Origin of the sequence: Mycobacterium sp. SMC-14 (assembly GCF_046250075.1) — a bacterium.
Lineage (GTDB): Bacteria > Actinomycetota > Actinomycetes > Mycobacteriales > Mycobacteriaceae > Mycobacterium.
Genome location: NZ_CP176429.1, coordinates 2,924,070 through 2,943,138, shown reverse-complemented (window position 1 = coordinate 2,943,138; position 19,069 = coordinate 2,924,070). Strand labels below are relative to the sequence as shown.

Below are 19,069 nucleotides of genomic sequence, written 5' to 3'. Positions count from 1 at the left end.
ACCCGGAGCAGTGGTATTTGTTCGCGGAGAACACTCCTGCGGCGGGGACGATCCGCCGGATGTGGGGCCGGGGCGAACCGTCAGATAATGTCACCCCATGCAACATGTGCACGCCTTCGGTAATGACGCGCTCGGTGATTCCGACACGGTCGGCTTGGTTGAACGACTCCGCGCCGGTGAGGTGTCGGCCGCGGAGCTCGTCGAAGCCGCGATCTCGCGAGCCGAAGCGGTCAATCCGCAGTTGAATGGCCTGGCCTACCGGGCGTTCGACCGCGCCCGGGAGACGGCGCGTCAGGGCGCGCACGGCGAAGATTCGAGGTCCCCGGGGTTCTTTCGGGGCGTCCCAACGTTCATCAAAGACAACGTCGATGTCGCCGGGATGCCGACCATGCAGGGCACCGACGCCTGGCAGCCACACCCGGTCGCGGCCGACGGCGACTTCGCCAAGCTCTACCTGAACACCGGGCTGATCGCGCTGGGAAAGACCCAGTTGAGCGAGTTCGGATTCAGCGCCTCCGCCGAGCATCCGCGCATTGGCGCGGTACGCAACCCATGGAACACCGATTACAGCGCCGGGGCGTCGTCGTCGGGATCGGCGGCGTTCGTCGCCGCCGGGGTGGTGCCGATCGCGCACGCCAACGATGGTGGCGGGTCCATCCGTATTCCCGCGGCCTGCAACGGACTGGTTGGGCTCAAGCCCTCGCGGGGACGGTTGCCCCTAGACAAGGCCCTTCGTGCAATGCCGGTGCGGATCGTTTTCAACGGGGTGGTGACTCGCTCGGTGCGTGACACCGCCGCTTTCTACGCTGACGCGGAACGGATCTCGCGCAACACCAAGCTTCCGCCGGTCGGTGACGTTCGGAAGCCGGGTGCCAAGCGCCTCAAGGTCGCGGTGATCACGGAATCGGTGTCCCGACCGACTTCCCCGGAGATGCGCGACCTGACCTTGAAGACCGCGGCATTGCTCGAGGAGCTCGGCCACTATGTCGAGTACCTCGAGCGTCCGCCGGTGCCCGGGCACTTCCCCGACGACTTCCTGCTCTACTGGGCGTTTTTGGCGACGGCGCTGGTGCGGGGTGGGCGCCAGATGTTCGGCCCCAGCTTCGACCGCAGCCGGCTGGACAGCTTGACACTTGGGCTGGATCGCTATGCCACGCGCCACCTGTACCGACTGCCGGTGGCGATTACCCGCTTGGCGACTCTGCGCCGGCACACGGCGCGGATGTACCGCGACTACGACGTGGCGCTCACCCCGACGCTGGCACACGAGACACCGCAGATCGGCCACCTGGACCCGACAGCCGACTATGAACAGATCATCGACCGGCTGATGGACTGGGTGGCGTTCACTCCGCTGCAGAACGCCACCGGCGAACCGGCGATCTCGCTGCCGCTGGCCGAGTCCGCGGCCGGCTTGCCGGTGGGGATGATGTTCAGCGCCCCCCTCGGGCAGGACGCCCGGCTGCTGGAGTTGGCCTATGAACTGGAGGCCGCGAAGCCCTGGCCCACGATCGCCGCCCGGGCCTAGCGGGTCGCCGCCATCAACCCAGCAGTCACTCTGCGCCGATTCGCTCCAACATCTGCCGCAACCGATGCTGCTCGGCCGCGCTCAGCGCGGCCAGCACGCGACCATCGGCGATGCGCACCGCATCCTCGGCCTGTTTCAGCAGATCCCGGCCGGCCTCGGTCAAGTTCGCCGGCAGTGCCCGCCCGGACGGCACCGACTCCGGGCGGCTCACCGCGCCGCGGTTCTCCAACCGGTGCAGCACGGTGTTCATGGCCTGCGGGGTGACGCCGGTGTGACGGGCCAGTTCGGCGCTGGACAGGCCGGGACGCAGCGATAACACCCGCATGCAGACGAATTCGGGCAAGGCCAGCCCCAGCGGTCCGAGTACCGCGGTCACCTGCGGGCGCAGCGCCGAGCTGACTCGGTACAGCAGATATCCCAGCGGAGCAACGTCCACGTCTTCCATATCAAATATCCTGACATACAAGGTCTCTGCGTTGAACCGCTATAGATCGTTTCCCGCGTAGGACAGATTGAAGCTCTTATTGGTCAGCGGAAAGTCCGGCACGATGGTGTCGGTCATCGACACCGGCAGTGCCGGCCAGTTGAACCAGGACGGGTCCACGATCTTCGCGCGGCCGATGACGCCGTCGACCCCGATCTCGACCCGGTGCACGATGCTGCCGCGCCAGCCCTCGACGATGCCGATCCCGCTGCGAGGACCAGTCGCCACCGGAAGTTGCGCTCGGACGTCGAGCGGCCCGTCGTGGTTATCGATCAGGTTGCGGCACAGCGCTACCGACGCCGCGAACTCGTCGCGGCGAACGGTATAGCGGGCGAGTACGTCGCCGGCGCTTGCCGTCACCTCGGTGACCGGAAGATCGGTGGTCGGATGGTCGATTCGGGCGTCGGTGACAATCCCGCTGGCCCGAGCCACATAGCCCAGGGTGCCCATCGCTACGGCGTCCTCGTGGTGCAATACCGAGGTGCCGGCGAACCGGTCGTAGATGACCGAGTTTCCCAGCGTCAGCTCGGCGATCTCGGCGACGTCATCGGCCAGATCCTGCAGCCGCTCGGGGCCGGGGAGTGCTTGCAGCACAACACCTCCGGGACTGATCGCGCCGCGCAACAACCGGTGTCCGGTCACCTGCGCGTTGATGCGCAGCAGTAGTTCACGGACTCGCTGAGTGTGTGCGTTGGCCAGGCCGAAACCCACATCGTTGGCCAGGGCGCCCAGGTCGGCGACGTGGTTGTAGAGACGCTCGAGCTCGACGAGCAATGCCCGCAGCCGGTGCACCGAATCGGGCAGCTCGACACCGAGGGCGTCTTCGATCGCCAGGCTGTGGGCGAGCGCGTGGCCGGCGGAGGTGTCACCGCTGATTCGTTCGGCCAGATCGACCGCCGCGGCGGCGGCCCGGCCTTGAAAGAGCCGCTCGATTCCGCGATGCACGAACCACAGTCGTGCCTTGAGGCGCAGCACCGATTCTCCGACGACCGAGAACCGGAAGTGGCCCGGCTCGATCAGGCCGGCGTGCACCGGACCGACCGGGATCTCGTAGACCCCGGCGCCGTCCACCGTCAGGAAGGGAAAGTGGTCCGCCGCAACGAAATCTCCAGGTGGCCCGGCGTCGTTGCGCATCGGGTGCCAATCGTTTGGCCAATGTGCATGCCGTACCAGGCGGCGCGGCTGCGGATGCCCGATCGGGGTGATCCCATACAGATCGAGCATCTCGCGCTCGAAGCGTCCGGCCTGAAACGACATCCGGGCCAGCGACGGAATCTCCGGGTTGTCCGCCGGAACGGTCAGGATCAGCTCCGTGCGGCGATCCGGACGCCCGGCGACGAACAGGTACACCACCCGCAGGGTGTCCCCGTCGTCGTGGGCGGCCACCAGGGCGAGCCGGAACCCGTCGGCCAACAGGGCGGTTGCCGCGCCGACGAGTTGGCTGTCGGTGACCGGCTGGGCGCGGGTGATGGGACTCATCAGCGGACTCCGAGTTGGCTTGCGGCAGTGCTGAACAGCTCGGAAAGCGGTCCCGCGGTCACACCCAGGGCGAGCGAGGCCAGCACCCCGGCAACCAGCGCGCCCGCAACCGTCACCGGCACCCGGATCGCCGGACTGTCGGCGCTCGGGGTGCCCAGCAGCATCCGACCGGAGTTGCGCAGCAACGCGGCGAATGCCACCAGCAGCGCCAGCAGTGCCAGGCCCAGCGCCCACGCCAGCCGGGCGTCGGCAAGCGAGATCGCGATCGCCACCTCGCTGGCGAACATCGCGAACGGTGGCAATCCGAGCAGGACCACCATCCCGACCGCGAACGCACCGCCGATCAACCGGGATCTGCCGAGCACCGCGGTGATCTCGCCGATCGCCGTCGTACCGTGGGCGGCCTGTAACTGCCCGCCGGCCAGGAACAGCACGGTCTTGCCGACGCCGTGAGCCAGGACGTGCAGCAGCAGTGCGGTGATCGCCAGTTGAGTGCCGGCGGCCGCCGCGACCGCCATCAAGCCCATCGTCTCCATCGACGAATAGGCCAGCATCCGTTTGAGATCGGTCGTGATGGTCAGCAGCAACGCCGCGATCAGCAGGGTCACCAAACCGGCGGCCAGCAGCGCGGCCCGCAGAAAAGCCGGACCCACCGCGGCATCGATGATCGGTTTGATCCGGATCAGCACCGAGAACGCGACGGAGAGCAGCACCCCGCTCATCAACGCCGACACCGGCGCCGGGGCTTGGCTGTGCGCATCCGCGAGCCAGGTATGGAACGGCGCCAGGCCCATCTTGGCGCCGTAGCCGATCAACAGCAGTGCGCCCGCCAACCGGGTTACCGCCGGGTCGAGCCCGGCGGCATGGGCGGCCAGCACGTCCAGGTCCAGCGCGTCTTCGCCGACCGCTCCGGCATGCAGCGTGGCGAAATGCAGCAGCACGGTGCCCAGGAACGCGATCGTGATGCCCACCGAACACACCATGACGTACTTCCAGGTGGCCTCCAGGGCAGCGCGGCTGCGGTGGTGACCGACCAGAAACGCGGTGACGATCGTGGTGGCCTCCACCGCGATCCACACCACGCCGATGTTGTTGGCCGACACCGCAAGAGCCATCGCCGCCAGGAACGCCGGAGTCAGGATGCCATACAACCGCGCGCCGCGATCATCGGTGTGCCCACGAGCCAGTTCGGCGCCGATGTAACCGATGCTCGCCCAGGTGGCCAGACTGCCGACGACACCGATGACGATCAGCATGGTCACCGACAGTGCGTCGGCGCGCAGCAGGCCGTTCAGAACCAGATGCGGCTGATCGCCGACCTGAAAACCGAGGGCGACACCGCATCCGAGGATTGTCAGCGCCGACATCACCGTGACGGCGGCGCTGAGCCGACGCCAGCCGAGTACCACCGAACACAGGGCGGCCAGCACCGGTGCCAGCAGGGGCAGCAGGATCAGAAGTGTCATTAGTCGCGCAGCTCCCGCAACAGGTCCAGGTCCACCCCGCCAAAGGCGTTGCGCAGCTGTCCGGTCAGCACTCCGAGCACGATCAGGACGAACAGCACATCCAGCGAGGCGCCGAGTTCGACGATCAGCGGGACGCCGGCGGTCAGCAGGAACGCGGTCGCGGCGATTCCGTTGTCCAGCATCAGCAGCCCGACGGTCTGTGAGATGGCGTGGCGGCGGGTCGCCATGATGAACAGCGCGATCAGCACCGTCGCGATGGCCGCCGGGGCGGCGTTGGTCGAGGTACTGGGCGCCAGTGCGACCACTGGTTGGGCGATGGTGAACGCCGCGACCACCAGTGCGGTGACCATCAGCAGCGAAGCGGTGGTGCTGACCAGGGGAGCGGACTCGCGGCGTTCCTGGCGTTCGGCGCCCAATGCCCGGTGTAGCAGCCACGGCAGCAATACCGCACGTACCGCAAGCACACCGAGGCCTACCAGGAGCAGGGCTGGATCATGGTCGTGCACACCGCGAATCACCGGGATGGCGGCCAGCGCGACACCTTGGGCGACGAGCAACCGGCGCACCACCACCGACAGGTCCCGGTGCCAGACCGCCAGCACCGCGGCCAGCAGCACGCCACCGGCAGCCAGGTCCAGCATGTTGACGTAGGTCATCCGCCTGCCCCCGAGAAGAAGTTCGCCGCCGTCACGGCCAGCAATGCCAGTACGAAGGACCCGGCGAGTAGTTCGGGCACCCGAAACAGCCGCAGCTTGGCGAGGAAGACCTCCACTGCGGCCATGATCGCGGCCAGCACGGCCACCTTGAGCGCGATCGCGCCGGCGCCGACGATCAGGTCGAGCGCGCCGGGGTTCGCGCCCGCGATGCCCCACGGAAAGAACAGATTCGCCAGCAGCGCCAGCAGCACCGTCAGCCGCATGCCGCTGGCCCACTCGACCATCGCCAGCTTGGGACCGGCATATTCGAGCACCATGGCCTCGTGCACCATCGTCAGCTCCAGGTGCGTGGACGGGTTATCCACTGGCAGCCGGCCGGTCTCGGCGACGATCACGATGACCAGCGCGACGAACGCCAAGGCGCTCGCCAGCGAGATCACCTCGCCGGGGTGCTGGCTGGTGTAACCGACGATGGCCCCCAGATTGGCCGAGTTCGCCGGGATCGAGCACGCGAACACCGCCACCAGGATGGTCGGTTCGACCAGGGCCGCGATGGTGATCTCGCGGCTGGCGCCCATTCCGCCGAAGGCGGTTGCGGTGTCGATGCCGGCCAGCGTCAGAGCCACGGTGCCCAGGAACAGCAGGCCCACAACGGTGATCAGGTCGGCGATCGGGTCCAGTGGCGAGCCGGTCGCCACCAGGGGCGCGGTGGCGACGATGACCAGGGTGGTGGCGGCCAGTGCAACCGGCGCCGCGGCGAACACCCAGGTGGTGCCACGTGGTTTGAGGTTCTGCTTGCCCAGCAGTTTGCGCATGTCACGCCAGGGTTGCCAGATCCCGGCACCGGCGCGGCCCTCGGCGCGGGCCCGCACTTGACGCATCAGACCGATGACCAGGGGCGCGCCCGCGACGACACCCGCGACCTGCACGAAACCCGCCAGGTAAGCCATGATGTTCATCGCGCCACCAGCATGGCGATCAGCACACCCACCGCGCCGTAGGCCAGGTAGAGGTGCACGCTGCCGGTGTGGGCGCGGCGCACCAACTGTGCGGCGGCGCCCACGGCCCGCAGCAGCGGGGCATACCAGCGGTCTTCGACGACATCGGCCACCCGAGCCCGGTAGGCGATCCGGTCTACGTAGTAGCTCGACGGCGCTTGGCGGGTCACCTCGACGGCGGTGTCGGTGTGCAGCACGTCGTCGAAGACCTGCTGCAGCGGTTGGGCGAACGACGTCGCGGTGTACTGCATACGCGGGCTTAGATCGTCTGCGCCGCAGGCCCACAACGGCACCGTAGCGGTGCTGGGGCGCCGACCAGCGCGCCAGCGAGAACCGATCAGCACCACGACGGTGGCGGCGGCCAGGACGGCGGCCAACAGCCCGGGCGACATGGACGCATCCAGCCCGGGAATGCGTAGATAAGTGCCGAGAGCCGGCGCTGACCCGGAGATCGGCAGCGTGTCGAGCACCCGATGCAACAGCGGGCCCACGGTGCCCGGCGCGACGGCCAGCACCACACAGGCGAGTGCGGCCAGCGTCATCCCGGCGAGCATCGTGACGGGCGCTTCCCGGGCTGCTGCTGCGGCATCCGAGCGTGGGCGGGCCAGGAACCCGATTCCGAACGCCTTGACCATGGCGGCCACCCCCAATCCGGCGGTCAGTGCGATCGCACCCACCGCCAGCGGTGTCACCAGGGTGATCGTGACGTCATGGTCGGCACGGGCATGCATCAGCGACTGGATCAGCAACCATTCACTGACGAATCCCGCTCCCAGCGGCAGGCCGGCCGCGCCGAGTGCGGCCACCCCGAACAGCGCTGTGGTGCCCGGCATTCGGCGGGCGAGGCCGCCGAGTCGATCCAGGTCGCGCAAGCCGGTGGCGGCCAGCACCGACCCGGCGCCCAGGAAGCCGAGGCTCTTGAACGCACTGTGGGCGAGCAGGTGCAGCAGTGCCGCGACGGCGGCAACGGTCGCCGCGTCGCGCGAACCGGCGCCCGACAACAACGTCGCCGCCCCCAGGGCCAGGGTGATCAGCCCGATGTTCTCCGTCGTCGAATACGCAAGCAGCCGTTTGAGGTCCGTTGCCACCGACGCCTGCAGCACCCCGTACAGCGCCGATGCGCCACCGGCGATCAGCAGCGTCAGACCCCACCACCGCGGGCCGGGACCGAGCAGCTGCACGTCGACGCGGATGATCCCGTAGATACCGAGGTTGACCATGGCGGCGCTGAGCAACGCCGAGACCGGGCTGGGGGCCTCCGGGTGCGCCCGCGGCAGCCACGCGTGCAGTGGGAGCAGTCCGGCTTTGGAACCGAAACCGATCAGGGTCAACACGAATACGGTATTGCGCACGCGATCGGGCAACGCGCCGATACCGCCGAAGTCGTTGCCGGAGTGGGCTGCCAGCACCACCATTCCCAACAACAGCGACACGAAGCCCAGCTGGGTCATCACCGCGTAGATCAGCGCGGCCGAACGCACCTCGCTGCGCTGTTGGTCGGTGAGCACCAACACCAACGAGCTCAGCGCCATCAGCTCCCAGGCAAGCAGGAACGTCGTCACCGAGCCGGCCGCCGGGACTGTCAGCAGGGTGGCGACGAACAGCGGCAGCGTCAGCAGCGGGAGGGCGCCGTAGCGCTCGTGGCGCGCATAGCCGATCCAATACAGGCCGGCGGCCACGGCCACCGCGCCGGTCAACACCATGAAGAATCCGCCCAGCGCATCGATGCGCAGCTGCACACCCAGCAGCGGGACCAGCCAGTCGATGCGGACCGCGGGCACACTGCCGAACGCGCCGGCCAGGCCGATGCCGATTCCGGCCGCACCGATCCCGGCCGTGGCGGTACCGCTGAGGGCCGCTGGAAGCGCCGGGTGGTGCGAGGTATCGGGGGAGGAGACCGCCAGCGTGCTCACCGACCGGTCACCGACCTCAGCGCGGCGAGGATCTGTTCGGGCGTCGGTGGACAGCCGGGAATCTCGACATCGACTCCGACCACCTCGCCGACCGCCCCCACGGTGGCGTACGACTGCGCGAACAGCCCGCGGTTGAGGGCGCAGTCCCCGCACGCGATGACTTTGCGCGGCTGCGGGGTGGCCTCCAGGGTGTTGCGCAGCGGCTCGGCCATATTGCGGGTGACCACCCCGGTGACCAACAGGGCGTCGGCATGCCGCGGCGAGGCGACGAGCCGGGCGCCGAATCTCTCGGCGTCATACACCGGGCCGAAAGCCCCGGCGATCTCGATCTCGCAACCGTTGCACGATCCGGCGTCGACATGGCGGATCTGTAGGGACCCCGCGACGCCTCCCGGCGGGTCGGTGGCGGCCGGGGGGCGGGCAGCTGCCGGTTCGGTGACACGGCCCAGCGCACGGATTCTGGTGAACCAGCTCATTGCCCGGCCCGCAGGTCATCGAGGAGGGCCACTTGTTCGTTGAGCAGTCCGGTCAGCGCCTTGCGCGCCACGGCGAGCAGTTCGGTGATCAGCGGCGAGGCGATGGAGTACACCACCGCGTTGCCGTCCTTGGTCGCTGTCACCACGCCTGCGCGGCGCAGGACACCCAGTTGTTGGGACAGATTCGATGCCTCGAGCCCGATCTCGGGGAGCAGCTCGCTGACGGTGTGGTCACGTTCGGCAAGCAATTCCAGGACGCGGATCCGGGCGGGGTGCCCGAGAGTCTTGAAGAACTCCGCTTTCACCTGATGGAGCGAGTTCGGCACAGCGCAGACCATAGCAGCGAACGCATCAATTGAAAATATTTTCATATGTTGTGACGGTTGAGCGCGGTGTCGCCACCCCGGGCTCTGTTTGACCGTTCCGGTAGGGCAGGATGACAATGCCGTCGCGGACGATTCCCGCGATGGCGCTGTCATATGCGCACAGCCCGGAGGAGCCTGATGACGGAGCCGACGAGTACCGACGGAGACCGGCCGGCCGGCCGCCCCCCCTACTCCCGGGTGTTGCTGAAGCTCGGTGGGGAGATGTTCGGCGGCGGGCAGGTCGGGCTTGATCCCGACGTGGTCGCCCAGGTAGCCCGCCAGATCGCCGAAGTGGTCCGCGACGGCGTGCAAGTGGCGGTGGTGATCGGCGGCGGCAACTTCTTCCGCGGCGCACAGTTGCAGCAGCGCGGCATGGAGCGGATGCGCTCGGACTACATGGGCATGCTCGGCACCGTGATGAACAGCCTTGCACTGCAGGACTTCCTGGAAAAGGAAGGCATCGACACCCGGGTGCAGACCGCGATCACCATGGGCCAGGTCGCCGAGCCCTACATCCCACTGCGGGCACAGCGGCATCTGGAGAAGGGCCGGGTGGTGATCTTCGGCGCCGGCATGGGGCTGCCGTATTTCTCCACCGACACCACCGCGGCTCAGCGCGCGCTGGAGATCGGCGCCCAGGTGGTGCTGATGGCCAAGGCCGTCGACGGCATCTTCACCGCGGATCCTCGCGTCGACCCGGACGCCGAACTGCTCACCTCGATCACCCATCGCCAGGTCATCGATCGGGGGCTGAAGGTGGCCGATGCCACCGCGTTCAGTCTGTGCATGGACAATGGCATGCCGATCCTGGTGTTCAACCTGTTGACCGATGGAAATATCGCGCGGGCGGTCGCGGGTGAGAAGATCGGAACACTGGTCACCAGCTGACGGGCGCGGTGGCGGTGACCACCGGCGGCGAAGGCGCTAGAGCGAAGCGATAACGAGGAGCGGGGCACATGATCGACGAGGCTCTCTTCGATGCCGAAGAGAAAATGGAGAAGGCCGTGTCGGTGGCCCGCGATGACCTCTCGACCATCCGCACCGGTCGGGCCAACCCGGGCATGTTCTCGCGGATCGTCATCGACTACTACGGGTCGATCACTCCGATCACCCAGCTGTGCAGCATCAACGTGCCCGAGGCGCGGCTCGTGGTGATCAAGCCCTACGAGGCGTCGTCGCTGGGTGCCATCGAGACCGCGATCCGCAACTCCGACCTCGGCCTGAACCCCAGCAACGACGGTTCGCTGATTCGGGTGTCGGTGCCGCAGCTGACCGAGGAACGGCGCAAAGAGCTGGTCAAGCAGGCCAAGGCAAAGGGGGAGGACGCCAAGGTCTCGGTGCGCAACATCCGCCGCAAGGCGATGGAAGAGCTGCACCGTATCCGCAAGGACGGCGACGCCGGCGAGGATGAGGTGGGTCGGGCGGAGAAGGACCTGGACAAGTCCACCCAGCAGTATGTGACCCAGATCGACGAGCTGGTCAAGCACAAAGAAGGCGAGCTGCTGGAGGTCTAGCGGCCGTCCAGTAGGCACCCTCGTGGCAGACCAAGACACCGGCGTAGACGCCGCGGATTCACAGCCGAAACAGTCGCGAGCTGGACGCAACCTTCCCGCAGCCATCGCCGTAGGCGCCCTGCTGAGCGGAACGCTGGTCTACACCCTGCTGTTCGCCCCGCGTTTCTGGGTGCTGATCCTGGCGGTAGCCGCTCCGGTCGCCACCCATGAGATCGTCCGGCGGCTACGTGAAGTCGGCTACGACGTGCCGTTCATCCCGCTGGCCCTGGGTGGCCAGGCGATGCTCTGGCTGTCGCTGCCGTTCGGCGCCAGAGGTGTACTGGGCGCGTTCGGTGCCACGGTGGTGATCGCCATGATGTGGCGGCTGGTGGGCCAGGGGCTGAACCACGCCCCGGTCAACTACCTGCGGGACATGTCGGCGACGATCCTGATCGCGGTCTGGGTGCCGCTGTGCATGAGCTTCGCGGCCCTGCTGGTCTTCCGCGACGATGGTCCCGGCCGGGTGCTGTGCCTGCTGTTCCCGGTGGTGTTCTCCGACATCGGCGGGTACGCCGTCGGCGTGCTGTTCGGCAAGCACCCGATGGCGCCGGCGATCAGCCCGAAGAAGTCCTGGGAGGGTCTCGCGGGATCACTGGTGCTCGGCGTCGCCGCGGCGGTGTTCGCGGTGACGGTGTTCCTCGACCGGCCGTGGTGGGTAGGACTGCCGCTGGGTCTGCTGCTGGTGATCACCGGTGTCTTCGGCGATCTGATCGAGTCTCAGGTCAAGCGCGATCTGGGCATCAAGGACATGGGCCGGCTGCTGCCCGGCCACGGCGGGATCATGGATCGGCTCGACGCGCTGCTGCCATCGGCCGTGGTGACCTGGATCGTGCTGACCGTTCTGCCCTGAGTCACCGGCATACTGGAACCGATCATGACGCAACAGCTGGTGTTCACCGCACCGCGGCGGGCCCTGCCGCCGCGGCATCTGGCAGACCTCGACACCGACGGAGTGGTGGCCGCGATCGCCGAGCTGGGGCTGCCGGCATTTCGGGCCAAACAGCTGGCGAACCAGTACTACGGCCGGCTGATCGCGGACCCGCAGCAGATGACCGACCTGCCCGCCGCGGTGCGCTCCGCGGTGGCCGACGCACTGTTCCCCACCTTGCTGACCGCCGCCAGCGAGATCGAATGCGACGCCGGCGAGACACGTAAGACGTTGTGGCGTGCGCACGACCAGACCAAGTTCGAGTCGGTGTTGATGCGCTATCCGCGCCGCAACACCGTATGCATCTCCTCGCAGGCCGGCTGCGGCATGGCGTGCCCGTTCTGTGCGACCGGCCAGGCCGGCCTTACCCGCAACCTCTCGACCGCCGAGATCCTCGAGCAGGTCCGGGCGGCGTCCGTGACGCTACGAGACCGCGGCGGTGCTCCAGCTTCGGGGGCGCGATTGTCCAACATCGTCTTCATGGGGATGGGGGAGCCGCTGGCCAACTATGCCCGCGTGGTGGCCGCGGTGCGGCGCATCACCGAGCCACCGCCCCATGGGTTCGGGATCTCGGCGCGATCGGTGACGGTGTCGACGGTGGGGCTGGCCCCGGCGATCCGCAAGCTCGCCGACGAGCGGCTCGGGGTGACGCTGGCGCTGTCCCTGCACACCCCCGATGACGAGCTGCGTGACACGCTTGTTCCGGTCAACAACCGGTGGAAGGTTTCCGAAGCCCTTGACGCCGCCCGCTACTACGCGGACGTCACCGGCCGACGGGTGTCGGTGGAATACGCGTTGATCCGCGACGTCAATGACCAGCCGTGGCGGGCAGATCTGTTGGGCCGCAAGCTGCACAAGGCGCTGGGGCCATTGGTGCACGTCAACCTGATTCCGCTCAACCCCACGCCGGGCAGCGAATGGGACGCCAGCCCCAAGCCGGTGGAACGCGAGTTCGTCCGGCGGGTCCGGGCTCAAGGCGTGGAATGCACGGTCCGCGATACCCGTGGGCGCGAGATTGCCGCGGCGTGCGGCCAGCTGGCGGCCGAAAACCAGTGATCGCCAGGCGAGATTGCACGGACGCCGGGAAAATCGCCGATTTGACTGCGTAGATGCAATCTCGGGCAATCGGCGATGGCCGATACGGCTCCTAGCGCAGCCAGCCGCGGTTGCGGCCGACGATGTCGCGCACCACGACGAACAGTGTCAGCGCGGCGAATCCCAGCAAGAAGTAGTCCTCGACGTGGCCGATGTGATTGCCGCGCAGCATGAGCAGCAAGAAACCGACGATGCCGAAGCCGACGATGTGCCAGGTGCGGTAGTTGATCGCGCTCCAACCCCACGCCGCCGACGGCACCTCGACAGGGTCAACCCCGGTGTGGCGCTCCACCTCGGTACTGGCCACTTCGACTCCTTAGGTTCGCAGCAAGTTCGCATCATTCTGGCATACGGCGAGCCGGCCCATCCCACGGCGGCGACCCGCTGCGCCGCGACTCCGATCGCTTAGATCTCGAACGTTCGGTAGGCGGCCGGGCCGACGATCGCGGCCAGGCTCTCCGGCGTCCACTGCTGGTCACTGTCGAGCAGCATCCGCGCGGCGGCTTCGCAGATCGCCAGGAACACCTCGGTAAGTGCCGCCAGGGTGTGGTCGGACGGAGCTCGGCGCTCCAGCAGTGGCCGCATCACCGTGCCGACCCGCTCGGCGAGCCGGGCTCGGCCCGAGACGACGGCGGCCGCCAGGACCGGATCCTGGTCGGCGGTGAAGATGATCCGCCAGGACGCCGGCCGTTCCCGCACGGCGGACAGGAACGCGCTAAAGCCCGCGACGAACCGGTCCTCGACGCTGCTGGTCCGCCGCGGCGGCAGAGCCCCGAGCAGACTGGTCAGCATCAGCTCGGTCTCCCGGTCGAGCAGCGCGGCCAGAACCTTGCCGCGGCCGTCGTAGCAGGCGTACACCACCGGTCGGGTGACTCCGATGCGCTCCGCTATCGCCGCCATCGTCACTCCGGCGATGCCGTGCTCGGCAGCGATCTGCAGGGCGGCGTCGAGCACCTGGGGCCGACGTCGCTGCGGGCCGAGATGCTCGGCGCGGGACCGGTTCGCGGCTTGTTCCGGCACCGGTTCAGCGTAATTGGATATCGGCGATGATCAGCACCGGCCAGGCCACGATCTCCCCGAGAACGGAGAACACCTTGTCCAGTCCGCGCACCTCGTGGAGGTGCTGGTAGTGGCTGCCGGCCCAGAACAGGCCGATCACCAGGTAGGCGCCGAGCAGTACCGAGCCCATGGCGCCGAGATAGAACAGCTGGCGGATGCTGAGTTCGCGGTCCAGCAGGCGTTGCAGGCCCCCGAGGTTCATCGGATGCTCCCCAGGATCGGCTGGGACTCGATGAGCCCCTCGTCGCTGGGCGCCAGGCCTTCGCCGAAGACCCGATTCGATTGCTTGGCCCGGAACTCCAGATGGGCCTGGGCCGGGACGGCGTAGCCGTAGCGCTCCTGGGCTTCCCGCGGAGTCGTGGTGACCGGGTTCACCGGCCGGATCGCCCGCAGTACCCGGGTGCCGATCGGCAGCGTCATCGGCGAGATCAGCCGCAGGAGTATCAGCTGTACCCGGGGGCTCAAGCTCAGCAGGGTGAACGCGGCACTCAGCGGCGGCACAATCAATGCGTCGAGCACCCGGGAGGTGCCTACACCGCCGAGCTTGCGCATCCAGCGGGGCATGGTCGCCAGCGTGCCGCGGCGCAGGAACGCGGTGACGAGCAGCGCGCCCGGCCACAGCAGCTTGGGCAGCGACTGCGGCAGGATCACCTCGGCGTGCAGCAGGTGTGCCATCGCGCGCCGGGCGATGTCGGAGTTGATCAGCTGCGGGCGCATCTGTTCGAAGTAGGCCGCGACGCCGTCGCGGGTGCGCGGTACGTCGGCCGGGTCGAGCGTCTGCAGTTCGGCCGCCTTGGCGCAGTCGGCCCAGTACGACGCCTCATCGGCCGCCGAGAGAGGTCCGGGTCCGTACTTCTCGTAGGCGTAGAGGATCGAGTGCCAGGCGGTGAGGTGAATCCACATCTGGGAGGCCGGGTCGTTGGCGTCGTAGTGCGCGCCGGTGACCGGGTCGACGCCGATGGCCTTGGAGTGGATCCGGACCAGCATGTCGGCTGCCTCGGTGGTGGTGCGGCTCTCGCCGAAGGCCACCATCGCGAAATAGCGCAGGGTGCGGTCGTAGCGGGTCCGCGGACGGTCATAGATCGCCTGGGTGGCATCGACGGAGGCGACCAGTCCGGGATCGAGTTCCTCGATCACCACGGCGCGCTGGAAACCGATCGACAGTGAAGTCGGGTAGCTCCAGACCTTCCAGGTCGCCGAGTCGGGGCCGAAGAAGCCGTAATCCTCGGCGGGCTCGGCGTCCGGCAGGGACAGCCACGTGCGCAGAGTGCTCATTTTGTCTGCCTTTCGCCATTTTCTGGCTTGTTCCATTTTTCTGACTCATTTTCCTACACTGTGTAGGATTCTGCATCGGCCGGTGATGGACGGTCAAGGGTCGGATTGCGGGGATACCGTGGGCGCATGGCCGCTGATGCCGGTGAAGCGCCACAGTTCTGGGATTTCGCCGCCGCACCGCCGCACACCGCGCCGGGCGTGAGTTCGATGGTGGGCTACCGCGCGCTGGACGTGCCCGACGGCGTGCACCGCGGGATGCCGTCGTCGACCTTGACCTTCATCGTCAGCCTCGACGAGGGCGTGCGTGCGGCCGAGACGCTCGAGGCCCTGCCGTCCGCGCGACCTGCCCCGGTGCTGCTGGGTGGCCTGCACGAGCGGGCCGCTCGGGTGCAGCAAACTCGGGGCCAGGCCGGCGTTCAGTTGGCGGTGCACCCCCTGGCGTCGCGTGCGCTGTTCGGCGTGCCGGCCGCCGAGCTCAGCGTGACCGAGTTCAACGCCGCACCGATATTGGGCCGGGGTGCGGTGCAGCTACATGAGCGGCTTGCCGCCGTGCGGTGTTGGCCGGACGCGTTTGCGCTGCTGTCCGGGTATCTGGTGGCCCAGCAGCGTCGACACGACGCCGCCGTGCGCCCCGAGGTGACGCACGCCTGGCAGTTGCTGCAGCGTAGCCGGGGGAGGACGCCGGTTGCGCGCATCGCCGAGCTGGTCGGACTGAGCCAGCGGCATCTGACCACGCTGTTTCGCCGCGAGGTCGGTCGCACGCCGAAAGCCGTGGCCATGCTGATGCGTTTCGAATACGCGACCGCCCGGATGGCCGACGAGGCTCGCCGGCATCGCCGTGTCGACCTGGGCGGTGTTGCCGCCGCTGCCGGATATGCCGATCAGGCCCATCTGACTCGCGAATTCGTTCGGTACGTCGGGGCGTCACCGGGAGCCTGGCTGGCCGACGAGTTCCAAAACATTCAAGACGGCGGCCATGCCCCGCGGTCAGAGTGGAGTTATGACGCATCAGAATCCGACCGTCTGGTTGACCCTGCAAGCGCATGACACGCGCAAACTCATCGACTACTACGTCGACACCTTCGGCTTCGTCGTCACGGCCCGCCACGGCGATGACGGCGACACCATCGCCCATGCCGAACTGCGCTGGCCAGAGGGGGTCGGCGCCATCATGCTCGGGAGCCACAAACCCGGTAGTGACTGGTGTCGCGAGCCCGGCACCGCGGGTGGCTACGTCGTCACCAGCGACCCCGACGGCCTCTACCAGCGGGTCCTGGATCGCCAGGCCGAGGTGATCCGACCGTTGAGCGACACCGACTACGGCGCCCGTGAGTTCACCGTCCGTGACCCGGAAGGCAACCTGTGGAGCTTCGGCAACTACGCGGGAGCACAATAGGTGGGTGACCACGGGCCGCCGGATCAAAGTTCTGCTGTTGGGCTCCACCGGCTCGATCGGAACCCAGGCGTTGCAGGTCGTCGCGGCGAACCCGGACCGCTTCGAGATCGTCGGGCTGGCCGCCGGCGGCGGTAACGCGGCGCTGCTGGCGGACCAGCGCGCCGAGACCGGGGTCGCCAACATCGCCGTCGCCGACACGCAGGTCGGTGAGGCGCTCGAAGCCCCCTACCGCGGACCCGACGCCGTCACCCGCTTGGTGCAGGACACCGAGGCCGACGTGGTACTCAACGCCTTGGTCGGCGCGCTCGGACTGCGGCCCACGCTGGCCGCGCTGGAAACCGGGGCGCGGCTGGCCCTGGCCAACAAGGAATCGCTGATCGCCGGCGGCCCACTGGTGCTGGCAGCCGCCGAACCGGGGCAGATCGTCCCGGTGGACTCCGAGCACTCCGCGCTGGCGCAGTGCCTTCGGGGCGGCACCCCCGACGAGGTCGCCCGGTTGGTGCTCACCGCTTCGGGTGGGCCGTTCCGTGGCTTCAGCGCCGCCGAGCTGGAACACGTCACACCCGAGCAGGCTGGAGCGCACCCGACCTGGTCGATGGGCCCGATGAACACCCTGAACTCGGCGTCACTGGTGAACAAGGGCCTCGAGCTCATCGAGACCCACCTGCTGTTCGGCGTTCCCTACGAGCGCATCGACGTGGTCGTTCACCCGCAGTCGATCGTGCATTCCATGGTCACCTTCACCGACGGATCGACCATCGCCCAGGCCAGCCCCCCGGACATGCGCCTACCGATCGCGCTGGCTCTGGGCTGGCCGGCGCGGGTGCCCGGTGCGGCGGCGGCCTGCGACTTCTCCACCGCCTCCACCTGGGAGTTTGAGCCGCTCGACGACGCTGTTTTCCCGGCGGTACAGCTGGCTCGCCATGCCGGTGAGGCCGGTGGCTGCATGACCGCGGTCTACAACGCGGCCAATGAAGAGGCAGCGGAAGCCTTCCTGGCGGGCCGGATCGGTTTCCCCGCGATCGTGGCCACCATCGCCGAGGTGCTGGGCGCCGCTGATCAGTGGACTGCGCAACCCGCTACCGTGGATGAGGTACTCGATGCGCAGCGCTGGGCCAAGCAGCGAGCGGCTCGCGCCGTCGAGGCGATAGCTACGAGAAAGGTCGGCAGCACCCGATGATGTTCGCGGTAGGCATCGCGCTGTTCGCGCTGGCCATCCTGGTTTCAGTGGCGCTGCATGAATGCGGTCACATGTGGGTGGCGCGCGCCACCGGAATGAAGGTGCGCCGCTACTTCGTCGGCTTCGGCACCACGTTGTGGTCGACGAAGCGCGGCGAGACCGAATACGGCCTCAAGGCGATCCCGGCCGGTGGCTTCTGCGATATCGCGGGCATGACCGCGGTGGAGGAATTGGAGCCCGACGAGGTCGACCGCGCCATGTACAAGCAGAAGACGTGGAAGCGGGTGGCCGTGCTGGCCGCCGGCCCCGCCATGAACTTCATCATCGGCCTGGTGCTGGTCTACTCGATCGCCGTGATCTGGGGCCTGCCCAACCTGCACGCACCCACCACCGCCGTCATCGGCGAAACCGCCTGTGTGGCACCCGAAGTCGTCAAGGGTGAACTGGGCACCTGCTCGGGTCCCGGCCCGGCGGCGCTGGCCGGCATCGAGTCCGGTGACGTGGTGGTCAAGGTCGGCGACACCCCGGTGTCGACCTTCGAGGAGATGGCCGCCGCGGTGCGCAAGCAGCACGGCACGACGCCGATCGTCGTCGAACGCGACGGCTCCAAGCTCACCAAGTATGTCGACGTGACTCCCACTCAGCGCTGGATCGCCGACGGCGCGGACCGCGAGGCCGTCCCCAGCACCGTCGGCGCGATCGGGGTGGGCGCCGCCCAATTCGGGCCGACCCAGTACAACCCGGTCACCGCGGTGCCGGCCACCTTCGCCTTCAGCGGCGACCTGTCGGTGCTGCTGGGCAAGTCGCTGGCCAACATTCCTTCCAAGGTCGGCGCGCTGGTGCACGCCATCGGCAACCCGCACGGGCAGCGCGACCCCGAAACCCCGATCAGCGTGGTGGGCGCCTCGATCATCGGCGGCGACACCGTCGATCACGGGCTGTGGGTGGCGTTCTGGTTCTTCCTGGCCCAGCTGAACTTCATCCTGGGCGTGCTGAACTTGGTGCCGCTGCTGCCATTCGACGGTGGGCACATCGCTATCGCGCTCTTCGAGAAGCTCCGCAACATGCTCAGGTCGGCGCGTGGGAAGGTCGCGGCTGCACCGGTGAACTACCTCAAGTTGATGCCGGCCACTTACGTAGTCTTGGTGGTGGTGGTCGGCTACATGCTGCTCACCGTGACCGCCGACTTGGTCAATCCGATCAGGCTGTTTTGATAGG

The 19,069-nt window shown here is 68.0% G+C and carries 21 protein-coding genes; 9 read left to right on the top strand and 12 right to left on the bottom strand.

Annotation, left to right across the window (positions count from 1 at the left end; translation table 11 throughout):
• Nucleotides 1–97: 97 nt before the first annotated feature.
• On the top strand, nucleotides 98–1,528 hold the full coding sequence (locus tag ACKY0W_RS13840) for an amidase (protein WP_409434524.1): 1,431 nt from the start codon (nucleotides 98–100) through the stop codon (nucleotides 1,526–1,528).
• 25 nt (nucleotides 1,529–1,553) lie between these two features.
• On the opposite strand, the gene ACKY0W_RS13835 is transcribed toward ACKY0W_RS13840, so the two are convergent.
• Genes ACKY0W_RS13835 through ACKY0W_RS13800 form a run of 8 tightly spaced genes read right to left on the bottom strand, consistent with a single transcriptional unit; the run spans nucleotide 1,554 to nucleotide 9,338 of the window.
• The gene (locus ACKY0W_RS13835) at nucleotides 1,554–1,973 is read right to left on the bottom strand and encodes a MarR family winged helix-turn-helix transcriptional regulator (protein ID WP_409434523.1); all 420 of its coding nucleotides are present in this window, start codon (nucleotides 1,971–1,973) and stop codon (nucleotides 1,554–1,556) included.
• Nucleotides 1,974–2,012: 39 nt separating this feature from the next.
• Complete coding sequence (locus tag ACKY0W_RS13830) at nucleotides 2,013–3,491, bottom strand: NADH-quinone oxidoreductase subunit C (protein ID WP_409434522.1); 1,479 nt, start codon at nucleotides 3,489–3,491, stop codon at nucleotides 2,013–2,015.
• On the bottom strand, nucleotides 3,491–4,957 hold the full coding sequence (locus tag ACKY0W_RS13825; RefSeq protein ID WP_409434521.1) for a proton-conducting transporter membrane subunit: 1,467 nt from the start codon (nucleotides 4,955–4,957) through the stop codon (nucleotides 3,491–3,493). The genes ACKY0W_RS13830 and ACKY0W_RS13825 overlap by 1 nt, the downstream gene beginning before the upstream one ends.
• A complete protein-coding gene (locus tag ACKY0W_RS13820) occupies nucleotides 4,957–5,613 on the bottom strand; it encodes a hypothetical protein (protein ID WP_409434520.1) in 657 nt (218 codons plus the stop codon). The genes ACKY0W_RS13825 and ACKY0W_RS13820 overlap by 1 nt, the downstream gene beginning before the upstream one ends.
• A complete protein-coding gene (locus tag ACKY0W_RS13815; protein WP_409437782.1) occupies nucleotides 5,610–6,563 on the bottom strand; it encodes a respiratory chain complex I subunit 1 family protein in 954 nt (317 codons plus the stop codon). Before ACKY0W_RS13815 ends, ACKY0W_RS13820 begins: the two co-directional genes overlap by 4 nt.
• Before the next feature lie 5 nt (nucleotides 6,564–6,568).
• A complete protein-coding gene (locus tag ACKY0W_RS13810) occupies nucleotides 6,569–8,524 on the bottom strand; it encodes a proton-conducting transporter membrane subunit (protein ID WP_409434519.1) in 1,956 nt (651 codons plus the stop codon).
• Nucleotides 8,521–9,000 (bottom strand): NADH-quinone oxidoreductase subunit B family protein, encoded by a 480-nt coding sequence (locus tag ACKY0W_RS13805; protein WP_409434518.1) that lies wholly within the window; start codon nucleotides 8,998–9,000, stop codon nucleotides 8,521–8,523. Before ACKY0W_RS13805 ends, ACKY0W_RS13810 begins: the two co-directional genes overlap by 4 nt.
• A complete protein-coding gene (locus ACKY0W_RS13800; protein WP_409434517.1) occupies nucleotides 8,997–9,338 on the bottom strand; it encodes an ArsR/SmtB family transcription factor in 342 nt (113 codons plus the stop codon). Before ACKY0W_RS13800 ends, ACKY0W_RS13805 begins: the two co-directional genes overlap by 4 nt.
• 165 nt (nucleotides 9,339–9,503) lie before the next feature.
• Here ACKY0W_RS13800 and pyrH point away from each other — a divergent pair, with 165 nt between their 5' ends.
• The 4 genes from pyrH (at nucleotide 9,504) to rlmN (ending at nucleotide 12,902) form a co-directional block, all read left to right on the top strand.
• On the top strand, nucleotides 9,504–10,253 hold the full coding sequence (gene pyrH, locus ACKY0W_RS13795) for a UMP kinase (RefSeq protein WP_409434516.1): 750 nt from the start codon (nucleotides 9,504–9,506) through the stop codon (nucleotides 10,251–10,253).
• A 68-nt stretch (nucleotides 10,254–10,321) separates the two neighbouring features.
• Nucleotides 10,322–10,879, top strand: coding sequence for a ribosome recycling factor (gene frr, locus ACKY0W_RS13790; RefSeq protein ID WP_406757308.1), 558 nt, complete (start codon nucleotides 10,322–10,324; stop codon nucleotides 10,877–10,879).
• A 22-nt stretch (nucleotides 10,880–10,901) separates the two neighbouring features.
• Entirely contained in the window at nucleotides 10,902–11,768 is an 867-nt protein-coding gene (locus ACKY0W_RS13785; RefSeq protein ID WP_406757307.1) for a phosphatidate cytidylyltransferase, read from the top strand.
• A 24-nt stretch (nucleotides 11,769–11,792) separates the two neighbouring features.
• Complete coding sequence (gene rlmN, locus ACKY0W_RS13780; RefSeq protein ID WP_409434515.1) at nucleotides 11,793–12,902, top strand: 23S rRNA (adenine(2503)-C(2))-methyltransferase RlmN; 1,110 nt, start codon at nucleotides 11,793–11,795, stop codon at nucleotides 12,900–12,902.
• A 91-nt stretch (nucleotides 12,903–12,993) separates the two neighbouring features.
• Here the strand turns inward: rlmN and ACKY0W_RS13775 are convergent, their stop codons facing one another.
• The 4 genes from ACKY0W_RS13775 to ACKY0W_RS13760 all read right to left on the bottom strand — a co-directional run bounded on the left by ACKY0W_RS13775 (nucleotide 12,994) and on the right by ACKY0W_RS13760 (nucleotide 15,275).
• Nucleotides 12,994–13,248, bottom strand: a complete 255-nt coding sequence (locus ACKY0W_RS13775) for a DUF2631 domain-containing protein (RefSeq protein WP_409434514.1) — start codon at nucleotides 13,246–13,248, stop codon at nucleotides 12,994–12,996.
• A gap of 98 nt (nucleotides 13,249–13,346) precedes the next feature.
• Nucleotides 13,347–13,961 carry a TetR/AcrR family transcriptional regulator gene (locus tag ACKY0W_RS13770; RefSeq protein ID WP_409434513.1) on the bottom strand — a complete coding sequence of 205 codons (615 nt, stop codon included), beginning with the start codon at nucleotides 13,959–13,961 and terminating at the stop codon, nucleotides 13,347–13,349.
• Between the two features lie 4 nt (nucleotides 13,962–13,965).
• Nucleotides 13,966–14,202: a hypothetical protein gene (locus ACKY0W_RS13765; RefSeq protein ID WP_409434512.1), complete on the bottom strand. Its 237-nt coding sequence runs from the start codon at nucleotides 14,200–14,202 to the stop codon at nucleotides 13,966–13,968.
• Nucleotides 14,199–15,275 carry an oxygenase MpaB family protein gene (locus tag ACKY0W_RS13760; protein WP_409434511.1) on the bottom strand — a complete coding sequence of 359 codons (1,077 nt, stop codon included), beginning with the start codon at nucleotides 15,273–15,275 and terminating at the stop codon, nucleotides 14,199–14,201. The genes ACKY0W_RS13765 and ACKY0W_RS13760 overlap by 4 nt, the downstream gene beginning before the upstream one ends.
• Before the next feature lie 207 nt (nucleotides 15,276–15,482).
• On the opposite strand from ACKY0W_RS13760, the gene ACKY0W_RS13755 reads away from it, so the two are divergent.
• From ACKY0W_RS13755 to ACKY0W_RS13740, 4 genes are read left to right on the top strand one after another with little or no spacing between them, the layout of a single operon-like run.
• Nucleotides 15,483–16,322 (top strand): helix-turn-helix transcriptional regulator, encoded by an 840-nt coding sequence (locus ACKY0W_RS13755; protein ID WP_409437781.1) that lies wholly within the window; start codon nucleotides 15,483–15,485, stop codon nucleotides 16,320–16,322.
• Complete coding sequence (locus tag ACKY0W_RS13750; protein WP_409434510.1) at nucleotides 16,276–16,671, top strand: VOC family protein; 396 nt, start codon at nucleotides 16,276–16,278, stop codon at nucleotides 16,669–16,671. The genes ACKY0W_RS13755 and ACKY0W_RS13750 overlap by 47 nt, the downstream gene beginning before the upstream one ends.
• Before the next feature lie 4 nt (nucleotides 16,672–16,675).
• Nucleotides 16,676–17,851 carry a 1-deoxy-D-xylulose-5-phosphate reductoisomerase gene (dxr, locus tag ACKY0W_RS13745; protein WP_409434509.1) on the top strand — a complete coding sequence of 392 codons (1,176 nt, stop codon included), beginning with the start codon at nucleotides 16,676–16,678 and terminating at the stop codon, nucleotides 17,849–17,851.
• The gene (locus ACKY0W_RS13740) at nucleotides 17,848–19,065 is read left to right on the top strand and encodes a M50 family metallopeptidase (protein ID WP_409434508.1); all 1,218 of its coding nucleotides are present in this window, start codon (nucleotides 17,848–17,850) and stop codon (nucleotides 19,063–19,065) included. Before dxr ends, ACKY0W_RS13740 begins: the two co-directional genes overlap by 4 nt.
• Nucleotides 19,066–19,069: the final 4 nt, after the last annotated feature.

Excerpts from the sequence above, each read along its gene's own strand:
- ACKY0W_RS13740 (WP_409434508.1), top strand. The coding sequence starts at position 17,848 with ATGATGTTCGCGGTAGGCATCGCGCTGTTCGCGCTGGCCATCCTGGTT.
- frr (WP_406757308.1), top strand. The coding sequence starts at position 10,322 with ATGATCGACGAGGCTCTCTTCGATGCCGAAGAGAAAATGGAGAAGGCC.
- ACKY0W_RS13765 (WP_409434512.1), bottom strand. The coding sequence starts at position 14,202 with ATGAACCTCGGGGGCCTGCAACGCCTGCTGGACCGCGAACTCAGCATC.
- ACKY0W_RS13760 (WP_409434511.1), bottom strand. The coding sequence starts at position 15,275 with ATGAGCACTCTGCGCACGTGGCTGTCCCTGCCGGACGCCGAGCCCGCC.
- ACKY0W_RS13800 (WP_409434517.1), bottom strand. The coding sequence starts at position 9,338 with ATGGTCTGCGCTGTGCCGAACTCGCTCCATCAGGTGAAAGCGGAGTTC.
- ACKY0W_RS13820 (WP_409434520.1), bottom strand. The coding sequence starts at position 5,613 with ATGACCTACGTCAACATGCTGGACCTGGCTGCCGGTGGCGTGCTGCTG.
- ACKY0W_RS13755 (WP_409437781.1), top strand. The coding sequence starts at position 15,483 with ATGGTGGGCTACCGCGCGCTGGACGTGCCCGACGGCGTGCACCGCGGG.
- ACKY0W_RS13815 (WP_409437782.1), bottom strand. The coding sequence starts at position 6,563 with ATGGCTTACCTGGCGGGTTTCGTGCAGGTCGCGGGTGTCGTCGCGGGC.
- rlmN (WP_409434515.1), top strand. The coding sequence starts at position 11,793 with ATGACGCAACAGCTGGTGTTCACCGCACCGCGGCGGGCCCTGCCGCCG.
- ACKY0W_RS13835 (WP_409434523.1), bottom strand. The coding sequence starts at position 1,973 with ATGGAAGACGTGGACGTTGCTCCGCTGGGATATCTGCTGTACCGAGTC.
- ACKY0W_RS13840 (WP_409434524.1), top strand. The coding sequence starts at position 98 with ATGCAACATGTGCACGCCTTCGGTAATGACGCGCTCGGTGATTCCGAC.
- ACKY0W_RS13805 (WP_409434518.1), bottom strand. The coding sequence starts at position 9,000 with ATGAGCTGGTTCACCAGAATCCGTGCGCTGGGCCGTGTCACCGAACCG.
- ACKY0W_RS13830 (WP_409434522.1), bottom strand. The coding sequence starts at position 3,491 with ATGAGTCCCATCACCCGCGCCCAGCCGGTCACCGACAGCCAACTCGTC.
- ACKY0W_RS13825 (WP_409434521.1), bottom strand. The coding sequence starts at position 4,957 with ATGACACTTCTGATCCTGCTGCCCCTGCTGGCACCGGTGCTGGCCGCC.
- pyrH (WP_409434516.1), top strand. The coding sequence starts at position 9,504 with ATGACGGAGCCGACGAGTACCGACGGAGACCGGCCGGCCGGCCGCCCC.
- ACKY0W_RS13750 (WP_409434510.1), top strand. The coding sequence starts at position 16,276 with ATGACGCATCAGAATCCGACCGTCTGGTTGACCCTGCAAGCGCATGAC.